The organism is Paenarthrobacter sp. NPDC090520 (assembly GCF_044769205.1).
Taxonomy (GTDB): Bacteria; Actinomycetota; Actinomycetes; order Actinomycetales; family Micrococcaceae; genus Arthrobacter.
This window is the reverse complement of the sequence record NZ_JBIVXM010000014.1, coordinates 46934-65174: the sequence shown is the minus strand read 5'-3', so window position 1 is coordinate 65174 and position 18241 is coordinate 46934. Positions and strand designations below refer to the sequence as shown.

Below are 18241 nucleotides of genomic sequence, written 5' to 3'. Positions count from 1 at the left end.
CTACTCCTCGGTGGTCTGTGCCTGCCCTTCCACGAGCTCGCGGACTGCCTGGATGAAAGCATCGCCACGGTGAGCGTAGGAAGAGAACTGATCCATGGAGGCTGCAGCAGGTGCCATGAGGACGGTGTCCCCCGGCTGTGCCACACCCGCTGCCGATGCCACGGCCTGGGCCATGATGGTCTCACCAAAAATCGGTGAGGCAGCTGCGGTCTCCACCTTTTCAGTTTCGCTCTTCGGTTGCGCTATTACGGGGACATTGGGTGCGTGTCGCCTGAGGGACCCCTCCAAGGCCTCGGTATCGATCCCGATGAGCACCACGGCCTTGAGCCGCGCAGCCTGTTCCTTCACGAGGTCGTCATAGTTGACTCCCTTGGACAGGCCACCGGCAATCCAGACCACGTTGTGGAAAGCGGAGAGGGCCGCAGCCGCGGCATGGGGGTTGGTGGCCTTGGAGTCGTTGATCCACAGGACGTCGTTGTGTTTGGCAACGGCCTGGATCCGGTGGGCACCTGGAAGGAAGTTGACCAGGCCTTGCTTGACCGCGGACGGCTCAACGCCGTAAGCACGGACCAGCGCGGCGGCCGCCAACGCATTGGCCACCATGTGGCGCGGAGCCACCGGGCCGAGGTCCGACATGGCAGCGAGTTCCGCGGCCGAGTCCTTCCGTTCCGGGATGAAGGCCCGGTCCACGAGAAGGCCCTCCACCACGCCCACCATGCTGATGGACGGCGTGTTGGTGGTGAAGGCGACCGCCCGGCACCCCTCCACGACGTCGGCATTCTCCACCATGCGCTCGGTTTCAATTTGCTCGGCGTTGTAGATGGCTGCAATCCGGGTGTTCTCATACACCTTGGCTTTGTCCGCAAGGTAGGACTCGTAGGAACCATGCCAATCCACATGGTCCTCGGCGACGTTGAGGCAAACACTGGCCACAGGTGAGAGGGAGTGGCTCCAGTGCAGCTGGAAACTGGACAGTTCCACGGCAAAGGCATCGTACTCCACGGGATCGCGCAGGGCGTCCAGAATTGGCGTGCCTACGTTCCCCACGGCGATGGCCTTGAGCCCCGCGGCCTGCAGCATGGACTCGGTCATTCCCACCGTGGTGGTTTTGCCGTTGGTTCCCGTGATCGCCAGCCAGTCCGCCGTTTTCCGGCCCTCGCGCACACGGAGGCGCCACGCCAGTTCCACATCGCCCCAGACCGGGATGTGTTTGCGTTTGGCTGCAGCCAACAAGGCTTGGTCGGGCCGCCATCCCGGAGAGGTGACGACGAGTTCGGGTTTTTCACCGTCGATCAACGGCAGGACGCCGACGGCGTCTTCGCCGAGGAGCACGTCCACGGCCCCCACGATCTTCAGGGTGTCGGCCTGTGCCTTGGCCTTCGCCGAAGTGGCGGCATCCACCACCACTACCCGGGCACCGAGTTCAATCAGCGTATCCGCCGCGGCGAATCCCGACACGCCGATGCCGGTAACTACGACGCGAAGTCCGCTCCAGGCCGAATCCCAGGTGGTGAGGTCCTTGAGCCTCTCGTTGTCCGCTTGCGTTGTTTCGGGGCCGTGGTTCACAGCAGCACCACCCATTCAGCGTAGAAAATACCCAGGCCTGCAGCGACGAACAGGCCGGCCAGGATCCAGAACCTGACCACCACCGTCACTTCCGCCCAGCCCTTGAGTTCAAAGTGGTGTTGCAGCGGTGCCATCTTGAAGACGCGTTTGCCACCGGACAACCTGAAGAAACCCACCTGGATGATCACGGACAGCGTGATCAGCACGAAGAGGCCGCCGATGAAAGCCAGGAGCAGTTCCGTCCGGGAAAGGATGGCGAAGCCGGCTACGGCACCACCGATCGCCAGTGAGCCGGTGTCCCCCATGAAGATCTTGGCGGGCGAGGTGTTCCACCACAGGAAACCCACCAGGGCCGCACTGAGGATCGCGGCAAGGAGGGCGAGGTCCATGGGGTCGCGCACCTGGTAGCACCCGCTCCCGGCTTCCCGGGGGGACCCGCAGGCCTGGTTGTTCTGCCAGATACCCATGATGGTATAGGCGCCAAAGACCATGATGGAGGCGCCCGCCGCGAGGCCATCGAGCCCATCGGTGAGGTTCACGCCGTTGGTAGCGGCGGTGATGATCAGGTTGGACCAGATGATGAAGAGGATTGCACCTACCACTGTCCCCGCAAAGGCAAGGTCCAGCCAGGGTATGTCGCGCACCAGTGAAATCTGGGTGGAGGCCGGCCGCAGCCCGTCTTCGTTCGGGAACTGAAGCACCAGGATCGCGAAGATGATGCCGACGGCGGCCTGCAGGATCAGCTTGGCCCGGGCGTTCAGTCCGAGGCTGCGTTTGTTGGAGATCTTGATGAAGTCGTCCAGGAATCCTACAAAACCCATGCCCACCATGAGGAACAGCAGAAGCAATCCCGAAGCGGACGGTCCCGGTGACCGCGGGTTCATCAACCACATGATGAGGTGCGTGACGAAGTAGCTCACCAGGACTGCCGCCACCACCACGGTGCCACCCATGGTGGGCGTACCGCGCTTTGTATGGTGCGAGGTGGGTCCGTCGTCGCGGATGAACTGGCCATAGCTCTTGGCCACGAGGAACCGGATGAAGAGGGGCGTGCCTATGAGGGCCACCAAAAGGGCGACGCCGGCGCCGATCAAAAGTGCAATCACAGCAGCTCGTTCCCTTCGCTTGCGGCTTTGTTCGCCGCGTCTTCCCCGGTGGGCTCGGCCCGTGGGGGTAATGCTATCCGATCGCCCAAGTGCCGCAGCCCAACGCCGTTGGAGGACTTGAACAGGACGAGGTCGCCGGGTTGGAGTTCCCGTTGCAGCAGTTCGTAGGCTTCATCCGCGGTTTCCGTGAACGAGCATTCGTCTCCCCAGGATCCTTCCTGGATGGCGGAGACGTACAGGGCGCGGGCTTCGCGGCCTACCACCACCAGACGGGAGATGTTCAGCCGGACTACCTGCGTGCCCACCGCTGTGTGCTCGCGGATGGAGTCCTCCCCCAACTCGAGCATGGCACCCAGGACCGCCCACGTACGGCGTCCCTGGCCCAAGTCAGCGAGCGTCCGCAGGGCGGCACGCATGGATTCCGGGTTGGCGTTGTAGGCGTCGTTGATGATGGTGACGCCATCGGGCCGTTCCGTCCGCTCCATCCGCCACCGGCTGGCAGCCGACTGTGAGCTGAGTGACGCCGCAATGTCAGCGGCAGGAATGCCCGCCGCAAATGCCGCGGACGCAGCGGCGAGGAGGTTGGTGATGTGGTGTCCACCGATGAGCTTGCTCCGCACCTCGACGGCCGGACCGCCGTCGGGCAGTACCAGCTGGAAGTCCGGGTGCCCCTCGGAATTCACCACCACGTTGCGGGCTTCCACTTCTTCCGTTGTGGCCGGCGAGGAGGTAAATCCGAGGACGTGGGCTGTGGTCCGTGAACGCATGGCGGCCACGCGGCCGTCGTCGAGGTTGATGACGGCAGTGCCGTTCCCGCCGAGCGCCTCGACCAGTTCCCCCTTGGTCTTGGCGATGTTGTCGACGCCGCCGAACTCGCCGGCGTGTGCGGTACCCACTACCAGCACCACCCCGATGTCCGGCTTCACCATGTCAGCGAGGTACTTGATGTGGCCCAGGCCCGTGGCCCCCATCTCGATGACCAGGAACCGCGTGTCTGCCGTTGCGGTGAAGACAGTGAGCGGAACGCCTACCTCTCCGTTATAGGAGCCTTGCGGAGCTACCGTGGGCCCGGCGTGGGACAGGATGCCGGCCAGAAGGTCCTTGGTGGTGGTTTTTCCAGCTGACCCGGTGATTCCGATGACCGTAAAGTCCTCACCGCGCCCGGCGCGTTCGGCCCGGATGCGGCAGACGGCTTCGGCAGCCAAGGCGCCCATGGCGAGCACGGCATCGTGAACCACGACGGCGGGGTACGGCGTGCCGTCGGGTCCGGTGACTTCGCGTTCGCCCAGGACCAGGACGGCGCCGCGCTCAAACGCCGCGTTGACGAAGTCGTGGCCGTCTGCGTGCTCTCCGGGCTTGGCAACATAGAGCGAACCCTGGGTTGCTTCCCTTGAATCGGTGACCACGGAAACGGGCACGATGTCCCCGCTTCCGGTCAAGCGGCCATGGGTGATGTCGGCGATCTCCGCCGCAGTAAATGCAATCATCTCGGTTTAGGACTCTATCCGCTGGTCCGTTGAAACGCTGAATCCCTTGGATGTCAAGGCGTTCCGCAGTTCCACCCTGTCGTCGAGCGCCAGGTTGACACCCTTCACCTCTTGCCAGACCTCATGTCCCCGGCCCGCGACGAGAATGGTGTCCCGGGCCGTGGCAAGATCCACTGCCCGCCGGATGGCGGCGTCGCGGGGGTAGGATTCGACGATCTCGCAGCTCAGGGCGTCTTTGTCCCGTGCTGCCTTGGCGCCGGCAAGGACCTCGGCGCGGATGGCCGCCGGGTCTTCGTCGTGGGGATCATCGTCGCTGATGATCACGATGTCAGCGAGTTGTGCCGCGATGGCGCCCATGGTGGGGCGCTTGCCCTGGTCGCGTTGTCCTGTGGCTCCAAACACCACGATCACCCGCGATCCTTCTTCCGCCGACCGTACTGCCTTCAGGGCGCGGGCCAAAGCATCGGGGTTGTGGGCAAAATCGACGACGGAAGCGGGCTCCGTTGCCACCAACTGCATGCGGCCCGGTACCGCCACGGTCAACGGATCCTGCTGGTCCAAGGCCTTTTGCAGGGTTTCCGTGTCCACTCCGGAAGCGGCGACCATGGCCGTGGCAAGGGCCGCGTTGGCCACGTTGAAATCGCCAGGGAGCCCCGTGTGGACCTGCAGGACACGGCCGTCGCGATGACGGAGCTCGAAGTCGCTCCCCAAGCCGCGGGCCTTCACGGACGAAACGCGCCAATCGGCGTCGAAGTCGTCCGAAGCCGCCGCGAGGGTGGTCACCGGGATGTCCGCCAACTCCGCGAGCCGGCGGCCCCACGCATCGTCCACCGTCACGACGGCCTGGCGTGCGCGAGCTGCGGTAAACAACTCGGCTTTGGTCCGGAAATACTCCTCCATGCTGCCGTGGAGGTCCAGGTGGTCCTGAGTGAGGTTGGTGAAGCCCGCCACGTCAAACATCACGCCATCCACCCGCTGATAGGAGATCGCATGCGACGAGACCTCCATGGAAGCGGCGTCGAGGCCCCTTTCACGCATGAGCGAAAGCAGGCCGTGGACGTCCGTGGACTCCGGTGTGGTCAGGAGGCTGGGGATGGGTTCCCCGCCCGCCAGGATCTCGATGGTGCCAATGAGGCCCGGGACCTTGCCCAAAGCCCGCAGCAACGAATTGATGAAATACGTCGTGGTGGTCTTGCCATTGGTGCCCGTGACGCCGAACAAGGTGGGGTGCCCGCCCTCGTCCGGCTGGCTGCGGTAAATCAGGGCGGCCAAACGTCCGACGGCGGCCCTCGGCTGGTCGACCACCAGGACAGGAACGGGCTGCTCGCCCGCCAGCGCGAGTTGGCGCGCACCGGCGTCGTCCGTCACCACCGCAACAGCACCTGCTTGAACCGCCTGGTCCACGAAGTCGGCACCATGGCGGCTGGCCCCCGGGAGCGCCATGTACAGGTCTCCCGCTTCGATCGCACGGGAGTTCAGGGATATGCCTGTCACTCCCCCACCTTCGGTGGCCTCCGGCGCCGTGATACCAAGAGCTTCGGCAATGACCTCGAGGGGCACGGAAGCAACGGATGCGGGGCGGAACGCGGACCCGGCCTCCGGCGTGGCGGTGGAAGCTGCCTCATTTTGCTCTGACACGTGGTTCTCCATTGGTGCTCAGTGGAACGACCGGCCGGCTGCCAAGGGCACTGGACCGGTCGTGCTGGATCGAAACTTGGGGCCGAAACAGGCGCCCAAGAAGCTTACTTGACGAACTGCGGCAAGTGCGCGGGCGTTCCTGTGGACGGAGCCACGTTGTAGGTCCTCAGCACCTGCGACATGACGGACCGGAAGACCGGCCCGTTGGTGATGCCGTAGATGCTGCCCTTGGGGCGTTGGAGGACAACCTCCACGATGAACCGTGGGTCATCCATGGGAGCCATGCCTACCATCGAGGCCGTATAGCCATCAAAGCCCGGCAGTCCGTCCTCGCGCGGCGCCTGCGACGTTCCCGTCTTGGCTCCCACGCGGTAGCCATCGATCGCTGCGTCCTTGATCTGGCCCTCGGTGACTGCGCTCTCGAGGATGTCCCGGACCTGTTGCGCCGTTTCCTTGGTCACAACTTGCCGTGTGTCCTTGGCGGGAACCTTCTGTTCCACTCCGTCCGGGCTGACATAGCTGTCAATGAGCCGTGGCTGCAGCATCACGCCGTTGTTGGCGATGCTTTGGTACGCGCGGACCGTTTGGAGCGTCGATTGCGAGACGCCCTGGCCGAAGAGCACCGTGTACTGCTGGCGATCGTCCCACTGCTCCGGTTTGGCAAGGATACCCGTGGCCTCGGCGGGCAAGCCGATGTCCGTTTGTTCACCGATGCCGAACTTCTTCAGCCAGTCGTATCTCTGTTCCTTGCTCAGCCTGCTGCCGGCCATGACGGTGCCGGTATTCATGGACCAGCCAAGGATGCCGGCCAGCGTCCGTTCCTCGGTGCCGTGTTCGAAAGCGTCCGTGAAGGTTTGCCCATCTATCGTGTAGGACGGCGGGATGGTGAAGTGGTCCAGCGGATTGGATTTGCCTTCCTCGATCACGGCCGCCGCAGTAATCATCTTCTCCACCGAGCCCGGCTCGTAGGCCGCCGTCACGGCGCGCACGCCGCGGTCCTTGGCATCCACCTTGCCGGGGTCGTTGGGATCCGGTGCGTTCGTGTCCGCCAGGGCGATCAGGTTGCCGGTCTTGGTGTCCATCACCACAATCACGCCCCACTCGGCATTGAGCTTGTTGACCTGGCTTTGGATGGCCTGCTGGGCGAAGTACTGGATATCCGTGTTGATGGTCAGCTTGACGTCACTGCCATCCACCGCGGGTGTCAATTCGTCCGTGGCAACGGGGATGCGCAGGCCGTCAGCGCCGATCTCAAAGACGCGTTTGCCTTCCGTGCCCCGCAGCACCTCGTCCTGGGTCTGCTCAATGCCGGCCTGGCCCGTGGTTCCGTCCTGGAGGAAACCGACCACCCCACCCGCCACGCTTCCGTTGGGGTACACGCGTTTGCTGACGCCTTCCGCGGCAACACCCGGAACGTGGAGCTTGGAAATCCTGTCCTCGAGTTCTGGTTTGACGTCCTTGGCAACAACGAAGTATTTCTTGTCGCCCGTCACTGACTCGCGGACCTTTGCCGCATCGGTGCCAAGCAAGGTGGCCAATTCCGTGATCCCCTGGTCCCGGGAGATGGTCTCTACGGCCTCAGTCTGCTGGTTGTACCTCTTGAACTCGGTGGTTGCCGTGTTCAGGACCTGGTCCACCACGATGTTGTAGCGGATGACGCTGCTGGCCAGAACGGTCCCGTTGGCATCGACGATCTTCCCACGCTCTGCAGGCAGCACCTGGGGCGTCAGCCGGTTGGCGAGGGCAGCCTCGGCCATACCGCCCACGTCCAGGCCCTGGACCATAAACAGCTTGCCACCCACCACCAGCAGCAAGGTGAGCATGATGCCCAAACCAACCCGCAGGCGTTTCCTCGCCGCCGGCACTTTCGTCTTCTTCGATTTGCCGGGGTTTTGCGCCACGTTGATTCCTTGCTGCTGGCCTTGGCTCAGTGGTCGGTTTGTTTACTGCCCTGGAGTCTTCTGCTGGGGAGCCGGGACGGACCCGCCGTGCAGTTCAGCCGGCGCAACCGTTCCGGTTGCCGGTGCTGCCGGAGTTGTTGCCTGCGCCGGGTTTTCCGGGGCTGCGGGGGTTGCCGGCTTGAGGTTCTCCAACGGATCCTTGGTTGTCACCGACGGAACCACGTCGAGCTGTCCGGCAATCGCCGGAGGGGCAATGAGGGCCGAGGGATTGTCTCCCTTCACGGCCGGCGTTGCCTTTCCGGTGACCGTCATGGTGTTGACATCAATCTGGCCCTTGACGGTGGACTGTACCATTCCCAATTCTGCCGCTTTCGCTGCCAGATTCTGCGGAGCCTCGTAGTTCTGCTTCTTCTGTGTCAGATCCTGGTTTTCCTTGGTGAGCGTTGCGGCTTCAGCCTTCAACTGCACCAAGCGGTACTGGGCAGTGGACACGGAAATGTTCAGTACCAGCACGGTCAAAAGGGCAGCCGCCAAGGCAACCAGGCAAAGCACAACAACGGGCGTTCGACGTTTCCGGGGCGCGTTGCGGACCACCGAGAGTGGCGTCCGTTGCTTGCGTCCCTCCCCAGGCTTTCCCGCCGGGAACGGAAGTGCCCGGGCCGTGTTGCCCACCGTGGAGGGCAATGACTTCGCTGCGGCGTTGCTCATACGGCTCTCCTTGGCTTGATGCGCTCCACGGCCCGCAACCGGGCTGACGCCGCGCGTGGGTTCTCGGCAATTTCTTCTGCGGTTGGCACCTCGGTGCCCTTGGTCAGTGTCTTCAACTCGGGCTTGTGTTCTTCCAGTTCAACGGGGAAGCCCAAGGGTGCCGAAGATTTGGATCCTGCCTGGAAGACGGACTTGACGATCTTGTCTTCCAGGGAGTGGTAGGACATGACCACCACCCGACCGCCCAGGGCCGTGGAAGCCACGGCGGCAGGGACCGCGCGTTCCAGAACGTCCAATTCCTCATTGACTTCGATCCGCAGGGCCTGGAACGTACGTTTGGCAGGGTGCCCGCCGCTCTTTGCAGCCGCTGCGGGAACCACGGCCCGGATCTGTTCCACGAGTTCCCCCGTGGTAGCGAACGGCTTCTGCGCACGGGCGCTGACAATCCTGTTGGCGATTCGGCCGGCGAACTTCTCCTCGCCCCACTTGCGGATGATCCGCACCAGGTCTTCTTCGCTGTATTCATTGACCACATCGGCGGCCGTCTGTCCGCGGCTCGTGTCCATCCGCATGTCCAGCGGGGCATCGTAGGAGTACGCGAAGCCACGTTCGCGCTCATCAAGCTGCAGGGAGGACACACCCAGGTCCATCAGGATGCCATGCACCTCGTCGATCCCGAGATCCGCCAGGACCTCTTCGATCTCGTCATACACGGCGTGGACCAGGTCGGTCCGACCTGCGAAAGGCTCCAAGCGCGCACCAGCCAACGCCAGCGCTTCCTCGTCGCGGTCAATGCCCACGAGGTGCAGGTCCGGGAATCTTTGCAGCATGGCCTCGGAGTGTCCGCCCATGCCCAGCGTTGCATCGATGGCCACGGGCGTTTGGCCGCGCTTCCGGGCAGCCTCGAAGCCTGGAGCGAGGAGATTGATGCAGCGGTCTTTAAGGACGGGTACGTGGCGTTCCGATGTGGGCTTTGCCGCGTCTTGCTCCTCCACGCTGCCTCCTCTTTCCTCATTGGCCCTGCTGGTGGTTCTTGAACCGGATCCCCATCCGCGCCTATCGCCCCGCCGGCCTGGCTCCGGGGAAGGTGAGCCAGGAAAACGGATCGATGGGCGGCTGGAGATCCCATCCAAGAACCGGTACTGCCTGTTCTGTCGGGCTAGAAGAACCCGGGCAGATTGTCATCGTCGGTCTCCGAGAAGGCGGCTTCCTTCTCGGCGAGGTACTCCTCCCAAGCTTCGGCATCCCAGATCTCAGCGCGGGTACCGGCGCCGATGACTGCCAGTTCCCTGCCGAGCCCTGCGTAAGACCGGAGCGCCGGCGGAATCGTCACGCGCCCCTGCTTGTCAGGTACCTCGTCAGAGGCTCCAGACAGAAAAACCCGAATGTAGTCGCGTGCCTGCTTGGAGGACAGTGGAGCCTCCCGCATCGACTCGTGAATGCGTTCGAATTCTTTCTGGCTGAAGACGTAAATGCAGCGCTCCTGGCCCCTTGTAAGAACCAAGCCCTCAGCCAGTTCCTCGCGGAACTTGGCGGGAAGTATGATCCGGCCCTTCTCATCGAGACGCGGCGAATGGGTGCCCAGAAACACCGGCCCACCGCCCCTCAATCAAGGTGCCCGCACATACCCAGCCCTGCCATTACCCTCTTATGCGCTCCACTTTACTCCACAACGCACCACAGTCAACGCACGCCGCGGCGTTTCTCCACCATTGAGATTCCCGAAGGCCGGAATGACGCGGAATTCGGGGCGTGGTGGGAAGTGGAGGGTTCAGGGAAGCCGCGGCGGATTCGCCTCCCCTTGTCCTACGTCGGAAAGGTCCCGCGGGCGGAATCGCGCCAGGAATCAGCCCGACGGGAGGGAAATGGAGGGAAATCCGGAAAGGGGTGGAAAGTGGAGGGGCGGAAGCGCCCCGCGCCCGTTAAACACGAAAAGACCCTGTTCGGGTCTTATGGCGGACGCTGTTGTGGCGCTCCTTTCGGGGGCGCCACACGTCAAACTCTTGGTTTGGTAAAAGACCGGCCACTGGTGCCGGGCGTCATTTCACGCCAGAACGCTCAGTTGTCGTCGCGGCGACGCTCGTCCCAGCGCTCTTCCAGGCTGCTCATGAAGGAACTCTTGGACTTGGCCTTGCCGGGCTTGCCCTTGCGTCCCTTACCGAAGGCGGCTCCACGCAGCGTTGCGAAGTAGACGCCCGCGCCCATCACCACGAAACCGAGGACGCCCACAAATATCTGCTGGAGTGAAACTCCCACAAGCAAGAGAAGAATGCCCGCAATGGCACCCAGCACACCGATGATGACGTGTCGGGTGGACCAACTGCGAATGGGATCAGACCCCATGGTGTTGGCAAACTTCGGATCGTCCTCGTGAAGCTGCTTCTCGAGTTGCTCCAGCAGCTTCTGTTCGTGCTCCGAGAGGGGCATCCCGACCTCCTTAAGTCAGCCAGCGTCTGGACGGACCGCGGCCTTTGCGTCTGTTTCCAGAACGAACGGATCCGAGAATTGGTTCCCCATGAATTCCTGCGAAGGTAAGCAGGCTTCCCGGGGCCGATAGCTCAGGAAACAGCAGTCCAGACGATCTAAATATCTGTACTCCTTAGGATAGTTTGTCCAGCGCCGTTCTGAAAGACGGGCAAACAGCTCGAATGGAGCCCCGAGCCGCGGCTCAGGGCTCCTCGGGAGGCTTGCCGGGCTCCAGTAACCGCGCCGGAAGGAGTGTCTTGGAACCAAACCGCTCGGCAACCCGGTCCAGTGCCTGCTCGGCCGCCCTCCAATTGTCGTCCCGGCGATCAAAACTGAGCTGCATGGACGTTTGGCCGGCAGCCTCCAACTGCTCCGCGCGGACGCCCACCAGCCTGACACTCAGTGGACGTGTCCCCAGCGAGTCCAGGAGCTGGACAGCCACCTGGTAAATGAGCTGGGCGCTGTCCATGGGAGTCTGCACGGTCCTGCTGCGGGTCACAGTGGAGAAGTCCGAATAACGCAGTTTCAGGGCCACCGTACGTGTCAGCATTCCGGCGCTCCGCAGCCGTCCGGCGACACGGTGCGACAACCTGAGCAACTCCCTGTTAAGCAGTGAAGGATCCGCCGTGTCCGTGGTGAAGGTCTCCTCGGCTCCGATGCTCTTTTCAAGCCGGGTAGGAGTCACCGGGCGGGGGTCCACACCCATGGACAGCCGATGGACGTGTTCGCCGCTGGCACCCAGAACCTTCTTGAGTGATGCGCGCGGAGTAGCGGCGACGTCGGCCACCGTCCGGATCCCGAGGCGCGCCAGGACCTCCGCGGTTTTTCCGCCGACGCCCCACAGCGCATTCACCGGCAAACTGTGCAGGTAGGCCACCGTGTCCGCGGCGTCGATCTTCAGGATGCCGTCCGGCTTGCAGCGCGTTGATGCGATCTTGGCCACGAATTTGGTCCCGGCAATTCCCACCGATGCAGTGATGCCGAGTTCGGACTGTACTTGACGGCGGATCAGGTGGCCGATCTCCAGCGGCGGACCCAATCGACGGATGGCACCTCCCACATCCAGGAAGGCCTCGTCCACGCTCAACGGCTCGACGAGATCCGTGATGGAAGCGAAGATGTCCATGATCTGCCCGGAAACCTCGTAGTACAGCTTGTGACGGGGTTGGATGATAACGGCAGCCGGACACATCCTCATGGCTATGGCCATGGGCATGGCTGACTTCACTCCCGTTGCGCGGGCTTCGTAGGACGCGGAGAGAACCACGGAGCGTTCGGCGGGGAAACCGACAATGACCGGCTTGCCCCGCAGGTCCGGCCGGTTCCGGAGTTCCACCGAAACAAAAAAGGCGTCCATGTCCACATGCAGGATGCTGGTGCGCCGAAGTTCGCGCAGGGCGTCCGCAGCACTACGGGCCGACCCGTGGTCCGTTTCCGCGCCGCCGCCAACTGCATCCTGCCTCACAACGGCAATACTATGCCCGGCCACTGACTAAACTGGAGGAACGCCCCGGCGTCAGCCAACGGAAGGATACCCCTGTGAAGCTCCCTGGAACTGCCCACGTGCGAGGACTTGCCCTGATCGCAATCACCGTCGCCCTGGCGGTTTCCGCCTGCACCCCTGCTCCCCAAGGGTCCGCTGCTCCGTCGGCCTCCAGCTCTTCCACCTCAGCGGCCCCGGCGTCCTCCACGCCTACAGCAAGCAGCACCGGATCCCCTGCCAGCAGTCCGGCCACGGCTGCCCCCAGCGCCACTGCCACTGTCGGAGCGTTGGTTGAAGGCTTCCCCCAGCAACTGATTCCGGTGATGCCAAAAACGTCCGTCCGTTCCAGCAGCTTCGACAAGACGGCGTCCCCTGCCACAGTGGCCTTGGTCGGAACCGTCAAGGCTCCGCCGGAAGGCGTGGTGGACTACTACAAGGCATCCTTGGAGGCCCAGGGCTTCAAAGAAGTTCCCGGATCCGGAACGGTGGGCAACGTCACCTCGATCGACTTCATCCGGGGTGACGGCGAAACAGTTAATCTTTCTGTCCGCCAGAAGGAAGGCGTCTCCACCTTTACCATCGGCGCCAACGTGGCGGCCGGTTCCGTCAAGTGACCGCGCACGTGCAACAGCTTCAGGCGGAACAGTCCCGGTTCATCCTGGGCGTCGCGGACCATCTCGAAGCCTTCCTGTCCTCACAGCAGGACATGATGGCGACGGTATCCTCCGACGTGGAGCCCCTGCTGGGCTCAATCTCAAGCCTGGTCACGGGCGGCAAGCGGCTGCGTGCCCTCATGTGCTATTGGGGTTGGCGGGGGGCCGGCGGTGCCGAAAACCACCAGGAGATCCTGACGGCAGGCTGCGCCTTGGAACTCTTCCAGGCCGCCGCCTTGATCCACGACGACATCATCGACCGTTCAGACACCCGCCGCGGTGGCCCCAGTGTGCACAAGCGATTCAGCCAACTGCACGAGGTCAACGGCTGGGCCCTGGACAACGAACGGTTCGGCCAGGCAGCCGCCATCCTGACCGGAGACCTTTGCCTCTCCTTCAGTGAAGAATCGTTTACCCGGATCGGCCCCAGGGCGGCAGCCGGTACCCAGGCCCGGTCCATCTTCAACCTCATGCGGGCCGAAGTGATGGCCGGACAGTACCTGGACATCCTTGAGGAAGTGGCCGGTCCGGTCCGGGAGCGTGCGGGATCAGTGGATCGGGCCAAGGCGATCATCCGTTACAAGTCGGCCAAGTATTCAACTGAGCATCCTCTTGCACTGGGCGGCGCCCTTGCCGGCGCACCCGCGGAATTGCTCAGGGGCTACTCGGCCTTCTCCTTGCCACTGGGCGAGGCCTTCCAAATGCGTGACGATGTCCTGGGCGTGTTCGGCGATCCGGAAACCACTGGCAAACCTGCCGGTGACGACCTCCGCGAAGGCAAACGTACGGTCCTGGTGGGATTTGCCATCAATATGGCGTCCGCTGCAGACGCGGCCCACGTAGACCAACTCCTGGGAAAGCAGGACCTCAGCGCGGAGGAAGTTGACCGCATCCGTCACATTATTGTCGAATGCGGCGCCTTGGACGCCACTGAGTCGCTCATTGCGGAACTCAGCGACCAGGCATTCGCGGCGCTCGAACAGCTGCCTCTGGCGGAATTGCCGCTTTCAGCGCTCCGCCATCTGGCCGAGGCGGCCGTTAGCCGCGCGGCCTGACCCATCAGGCAAGGTACTTAAAAGGAATCGACGGCGGTGTGGCACCGCCGTCGATTCCTTTTGTTTGGTCCTGCTACCAGGCCAGGGATTGGGCCCTGCGCCTGATTTCCGTCTTTCGTCCTTCACGCAGTGCATCAATGGGACGGCCGCGCAGGGACTCATCCGGCGTGAACAGCCAGACAATCAATTCCTCGTCGCTGTAGCCCGCATCGCTGAGGACGGCAACGGTCCCCTTAAGGCTGTCCACGACGTGTCCATCCTGGATAAACAGTGCCGGGATGGAACGGATATTCCGTTCACCCCGCCTGACGGCCACCATCGCGCGCTCGTCGAGCAGTCCGTGGACTTTGGTGATGGTGACATCCAACAACTCGGCGACATCGGGCAGAGGCAGCCAGTCGGTTACAAGGTTTTCAAGATTACTCACGGATCAAGGGTGCCATGACGCCCCACCTCCCGCCTAGCCGAATGCTTTCAGGGAGCGGGCATTCCTGTTTCAGCCTCCACGGCTTTCCCGCCTGATTCCGTCAATCGCGAGGAATTGTTGTGCCGATGGAATAAGTATGAGAGATTCACTTTGATCACACTTGCACCATTGATAACAACTGCACCATTGATAACATCAGTAACATTGGTAACAGCGGCAATACCCAACCATCCCCCGCTGCCGAGATGAGGACTCACTTCATGACCACGCCCCGCTCGACGAAACGAACCATGAGCATGCCCGTCATCGCGGCAACCACGGCTGCGCTTCCTGCAGTGGTGTTGTCCTCGCTTGCAGTGGCCCAGCCCGCCACGGCAGCCCCGTTGCCGCAGCCGCGCAAGATTCCGGCTACGCTGGCCGCCGCGATCCAGGCCCAGGCTGCCCAGGCCGCACATGTCATCCCCGCGCAGTCTGTCGCGTCAGCGCTTCCCGCAGCGCTGCGCCCCATGGCACCGTCCGTCCCGGACACGTACAAGATCGTCAGGGGCGACACCATCAGCGCCATTGCCCACCGGTTCAGCCTGGACACCAACGAGGTGTTGAAGCTGAACAAGCTCACGGCCACCACGTTGATCTATCCGGGCCAAACCATCCAGCTCAAGGGCACGGCGCCCGCGGCCACTCCCGCTCCGGCACCTGCCGCTGCGCCTACCCCGGCTGCCTCATCGGATGCTGCTGCGACGTACACAGTGGTGTCCGGCGACACCCTGGGGGCCATTGCGGCCCGGCATGGAGTTCCCCTGTCCAGCATCTTCAGCTGGAACAACCTCAACGGAAGTTCCATCATCTACCCCGGCCAGAAGATCAAGGTCAGCGCTGGTTCCTCCGCACCCGCCCCGTCCGCTCCGGCACCTGCCCCGGCTCCGTCCGCGCCGGCGTCGGGCTCCGGCACCTACACCATCAAGGCCGGTGACACCCTCAGCTCCATCGCATCCCGGCAGGGCGTCTCCCTGTCCGCGCTCATGAGCGCCAACAACGTCACCGCCACCACGGTCATCTACCCCGGCCAGAAGCTGACCATTCCGGGAAGCAACAGCCTGGCGCCGGCGTCGAGCACCACGCCTTTGGTGCCCAGTTCCTTCCTTGGCTTCACTTACCCGCCCGCGGTGGTGAGTTCGGCAAACGAAAACAAGGCCCTGCTCAACGCTTCACCGGTGCCCAGCCGCGCCGAAATGAAGACGATCGTGGCGGACACTGCCCGTCGCATGGGGGTGAGCCCTTCGCTGGCCTTGGCTTTTGCGGAACAGGAATCCGGTTTCGACCAGCGCGCCGTCTCTCCCGCCAACGCCATCGGCACCATGCAGGTCATCCCGTCGTCGGGCGAGTGGGCCTCGGACCTGGTAGGACGAAAACTGAACCTCCTGGACCCCTATGACAACGCCACTGCCGGCGTGGCCATCATCCGCGCCCTGGTTGCCACGTCCAAGGACCTGGACACCGCCATCGCCGGTTATTACCAAGGTCAGTACTCGGTGAGCAAGTACGGCATGTATGACGACACCAAGAGATATGTGGAGTCGATCAAGGCCCGCCAGCGCACCTTCGCCTGAGAGCCCTGCCAAGCACGTGAAGAGGCCCGGATTCCGCTGGAATTCGGGCCTCTTCCACGCCTCGACTAGGATCGTATGGTGCAAGAACCTCAGCAGGACCACCTGATCGGAACAACCGTGGACGGGCGCTACCTGGTGCGCTCACGCCTCGCGAGGGGCGGAATGTCCACGGTCTACTTGGCGACGGACCAGCGCTTGGAACGCGATGTGGCCCTGAAAGTCCTGCACCCCCACCTGGCCAATGACCAGACTTTCCTGGAACGCCTGAGCCGCGAGGCCAAGGCAGCCGCAAGCTTGTCCCACCCCCACGTGGTGGGTGTCCTGGACCAAGGCGAAGACGGCCACATCGCCTATTTGGTGATGGAATACGTCAAGGGCCACACGCTCCGCGATGTGTTGGACGAGCAAGGCGCCCTCCCTCCCCGGCTGGCCCTGGCCCTGATCGATCCGGTCATTGAGGGACTGGCGGCAGCCCACGGGTCCGGCCTCATCCACCGGGACGTCAAGCCCGAGAATGTGCTCATTGCCGACGACGGCCGGATCAAGGTGGGCGACTTTGGACTGGCCCGCGCCGTCACCGCTACCACCAGCACCGGCGCCCTGATCGGCACCGTCGCGTATCTGGCTCCCGAACTGGTACTGGGTAAGGCCGCAGATGCCAGGAGCGACATTTACTCGGCCGGGATCATGCTCTACGAGATGCTGACGGGCAAGCAGCCGTACGCCGGCGATTCCCCCATCCAGGTGGCCTACCAGCACGTCAATTCCGCGGTGTCACGGCCTTCCGAGGCCGCCCCCGGACTGGCCCAGGACCTGGACGAACTGGTTCAGTGGTGCACGGCGGTGGACGCCGAGAACCGGCCAGTGGACGGGACCGCGCTGTTGTCCGAGCTCCGCCATATCCGCACCTCGCTCAGTGACGAGCAACTCGACCACAAGCAGGCGTCCTCGAACGGGCCTCTTCCGGCGACGGCCCCGGTGCCCTACGGGGCGCACCCAACGGAGGCCATCCCGGCCACGTCTTCGCCTACGGAGTTCATTTCCCACCAGAGCAACCCAACAACCGTGATGGCCTCGGCCGCTTCCCAGGGACGCGCCACCATACCCGGCGTTGACGATCCCGTCCGCGCGCCCGGGAAACGGGAAGCCAAACGGCTTGAAAAGCAGGAAGCCAAAGACCGGGCCAGGGCGGCGGCCACCCCGGTCCGGCCCCTCCGCGAGGGGAATCCGCGGCGCCGTGGGGTGATCTGGGCGATCGTGATCGTCATCCTGGCGCTCCTGGCAGGTTCCGCGGGATGGTTCTTCGGCATGGGTCCGGGGTCTCCCGGCACCGTCCCGGATGTCAAGAACAAGACCGTTGCCGAAGCACAGCAACTCCTGCGCACCGCCGGATTCCAGTCGGAACCGCAGGACGTCTTCGACGACGACATCAAGGCCGGCCTCACTGTGGGAACCAAGCCCGAATCCGGTGTGCAGGTGAGGAAGTTCCAGCCCATCACGCTCTTCGTGTCCAAGGGCGCCCAACTGTTTGCGCTTCCCGGGCTGACAGGCGGAACGCTCGATGACGCCAAGAACGCCCTCAACACCGCGCAAATGGCCTTGGGTAACGTTACCCAGGCCTTCGACGACAAGGCCCCTGCCGGCGTCGTCCTCGCACAGGACCCGGCCAAAGGCACCGAAGTCCGGCACGGCACGCCTGTAGCACTGGTTGTCTCCAAGGGTCCGCAGCCTATCCCGGTGCCGGATGTCAAAGGCCAGCCGCAGGACGCCGCCGTCAAGGCGATCCAGGACGCCGGGCTGAAGGCCGTGATCGCGCCGGAAACCGTGAACGACAAGACCGTGCCCAAGGGATCGGTCGTGACGCAGTCCCCTGCCAACGGAACCCTCATCAAGGGCGACTCTGTGACGCTGACCGTTTCCAAGGGGCCCAAGTTGGTCAAGGTGCCCAGCTTTGTAGGCAAGCAGGCCAAGGACGCCCGGAAGCAGCTCGAGGATCTGGGTTTCGAGGTCAAAGTCAATGAGATCCTGGGCGGTTTCTTCGGTACGGTCCGGGACCAGAACCCGGTCAACAGCGAGGTTCCCGAGGGTTCCCTCATCACGCTGACCGTGGTCTAGGAGACCAACCAAGCATAAAAAGGCGC

General features: G+C 63.6%; 15 protein-coding genes. 4 read left to right on the top strand and 11 right to left on the bottom strand.

Annotated elements, in window-relative coordinates:
- The 10 genes from murD to dinB all read right to left on the bottom strand — a co-directional run bounded on the left by murD (position 1) and on the right by dinB (position 12337).
- Positions 1-1581, bottom strand: a complete 1581-nt coding sequence (gene murD, locus ACIQTZ_RS16670; protein WP_402982348.1) for a UDP-N-acetylmuramoyl-L-alanine--D-glutamate ligase — start codon at positions 1579-1581, stop codon at positions 1-3.
- Positions 1563-2672 (bottom strand): phospho-N-acetylmuramoyl-pentapeptide-transferase, encoded by a 1110-nt coding sequence (gene mraY / locus ACIQTZ_RS16665; protein ID WP_400334654.1) that lies wholly within the window; start codon positions 2670-2672, stop codon positions 1563-1565. The genes murD and mraY overlap by 19 nt, the downstream gene beginning before the upstream one ends.
- On the bottom strand, positions 2669-4159 hold the full coding sequence (gene murF / locus ACIQTZ_RS16660; RefSeq protein ID WP_402982346.1) for a UDP-N-acetylmuramoyl-tripeptide--D-alanyl-D-alanine ligase: 1491 nt from the start codon (positions 4157-4159) through the stop codon (positions 2669-2671). Before murF ends, mraY begins: the two co-directional genes overlap by 4 nt.
- A gap of 6 nt (positions 4160-4165) precedes the next feature.
- On the bottom strand, positions 4166-5797 hold the full coding sequence (locus tag ACIQTZ_RS16655; protein ID WP_402982344.1) for a UDP-N-acetylmuramoyl-L-alanyl-D-glutamate--2,6-diaminopimelate ligase: 1632 nt from the start codon (positions 5795-5797) through the stop codon (positions 4166-4168).
- A 104-nt stretch (positions 5798-5901) separates the two neighbouring features.
- Positions 5902-7698 carry a peptidoglycan D,D-transpeptidase FtsI family protein gene (locus ACIQTZ_RS16650; RefSeq protein ID WP_400334660.1) on the bottom strand — a complete coding sequence of 599 codons (1797 nt, stop codon included), beginning with the start codon at positions 7696-7698 and terminating at the stop codon, positions 5902-5904.
- A 42-nt stretch (positions 7699-7740) separates the two neighbouring features.
- The gene (locus tag ACIQTZ_RS16645; protein ID WP_402982342.1) at positions 7741-8406 is read right to left on the bottom strand and encodes a hypothetical protein; all 666 of its coding nucleotides are present in this window, start codon (positions 8404-8406) and stop codon (positions 7741-7743) included.
- A complete protein-coding gene (gene rsmH / locus ACIQTZ_RS16640; protein WP_400334663.1) occupies positions 8403-9401 on the bottom strand; it encodes a 16S rRNA (cytosine(1402)-N(4))-methyltransferase RsmH in 999 nt (332 codons plus the stop codon). Before rsmH ends, ACIQTZ_RS16645 begins: the two co-directional genes overlap by 4 nt.
- Before the next feature lie 164 nt (positions 9402-9565).
- Positions 9566-9997, bottom strand: a complete 432-nt coding sequence (gene mraZ / locus ACIQTZ_RS16635; protein ID WP_397322897.1) for a division/cell wall cluster transcriptional repressor MraZ — start codon at positions 9995-9997, stop codon at positions 9566-9568.
- Positions 9998-10464: 467 nt separating this feature from the next.
- Positions 10465-10833 (bottom strand): DUF3040 domain-containing protein, encoded by a 369-nt coding sequence (locus tag ACIQTZ_RS16630; RefSeq protein ID WP_397322898.1) that lies wholly within the window; start codon positions 10831-10833, stop codon positions 10465-10467.
- A 241-nt stretch (positions 10834-11074) separates the two neighbouring features.
- Complete coding sequence (gene dinB, locus ACIQTZ_RS16625) at positions 11075-12337, bottom strand: DNA polymerase IV (protein ID WP_402982340.1); 1263 nt, start codon at positions 12335-12337, stop codon at positions 11075-11077.
- A 74-nt stretch (positions 12338-12411) separates the two neighbouring features.
- On the opposite strand from dinB, the gene ACIQTZ_RS16620 reads away from it, so the two are divergent.
- Together ACIQTZ_RS16620 and ACIQTZ_RS16615 are read left to right on the top strand one after the other, a co-directional pair.
- Positions 12412-12969 (top strand): hypothetical protein, encoded by a 558-nt coding sequence (locus ACIQTZ_RS16620; protein ID WP_402982336.1) that lies wholly within the window; start codon positions 12412-12414, stop codon positions 12967-12969.
- 8 nt (positions 12970-12977) lie between these two features.
- Positions 12978-14063: a polyprenyl synthetase family protein gene (locus ACIQTZ_RS16615; RefSeq protein ID WP_402982334.1), complete on the top strand. Its 1086-nt coding sequence runs from the start codon at positions 12978-12980 to the stop codon at positions 14061-14063.
- A 73-nt stretch (positions 14064-14136) separates the two neighbouring features.
- Here ACIQTZ_RS16615 and ACIQTZ_RS16610 read toward each other — a convergent pair whose 3' ends face one another.
- Entirely contained in the window at positions 14137-14490 is a 354-nt protein-coding gene (locus tag ACIQTZ_RS16610) for an Rv2175c family DNA-binding protein (RefSeq protein WP_400334671.1), read from the bottom strand.
- 260 nt (positions 14491-14750) lie between these two features.
- On the opposite strand from ACIQTZ_RS16610, the gene ACIQTZ_RS16605 reads away from it, so the two are divergent.
- A complete protein-coding gene (locus ACIQTZ_RS16605; protein ID WP_402945724.1) occupies positions 14751-16100 on the top strand; it encodes a LysM peptidoglycan-binding domain-containing protein in 1350 nt (449 codons plus the stop codon).
- Positions 16101-16175: 75 nt separating this feature from the next.
- On the top strand, positions 16176-18215 hold the full coding sequence (gene pknB, locus ACIQTZ_RS16600; protein ID WP_402982332.1) for a Stk1 family PASTA domain-containing Ser/Thr kinase: 2040 nt from the start codon (positions 16176-16178) through the stop codon (positions 18213-18215).
- Positions 18216-18241 lie beyond the last annotated feature (26 nt).

Coding starts and splice junctions, on each gene's coding strand:
- ACIQTZ_RS16630 (WP_397322898.1), bottom strand. CDS start 10,833: ATGCCCCTCTCGGAGCACGAACAGAAGCTGCTGGAGCAACTCGAGAAG.
- murD (WP_402982348.1), bottom strand. CDS start 1,581: ATGGGTGGTGCTGCTGTGAACCACGGCCCCGAAACAACGCAAGCGGAC.
- murF (WP_402982346.1), bottom strand. CDS start 4,159: ATGATTGCATTTACTGCGGCGGAGATCGCCGACATCACCCATGGCCGC.
- ACIQTZ_RS16605 (WP_402945724.1), top strand. CDS start 14,751: ATGACCACGCCCCGCTCGACGAAACGAACCATGAGCATGCCCGTCATC.
- ACIQTZ_RS16645 (WP_402982342.1), bottom strand. CDS start 8,406: ATGAGCAACGCCGCAGCGAAGTCATTGCCCTCCACGGTGGGCAACACG.
- pknB (WP_402982332.1), top strand. CDS start 16,176: ATGGTGCAAGAACCTCAGCAGGACCACCTGATCGGAACAACCGTGGAC.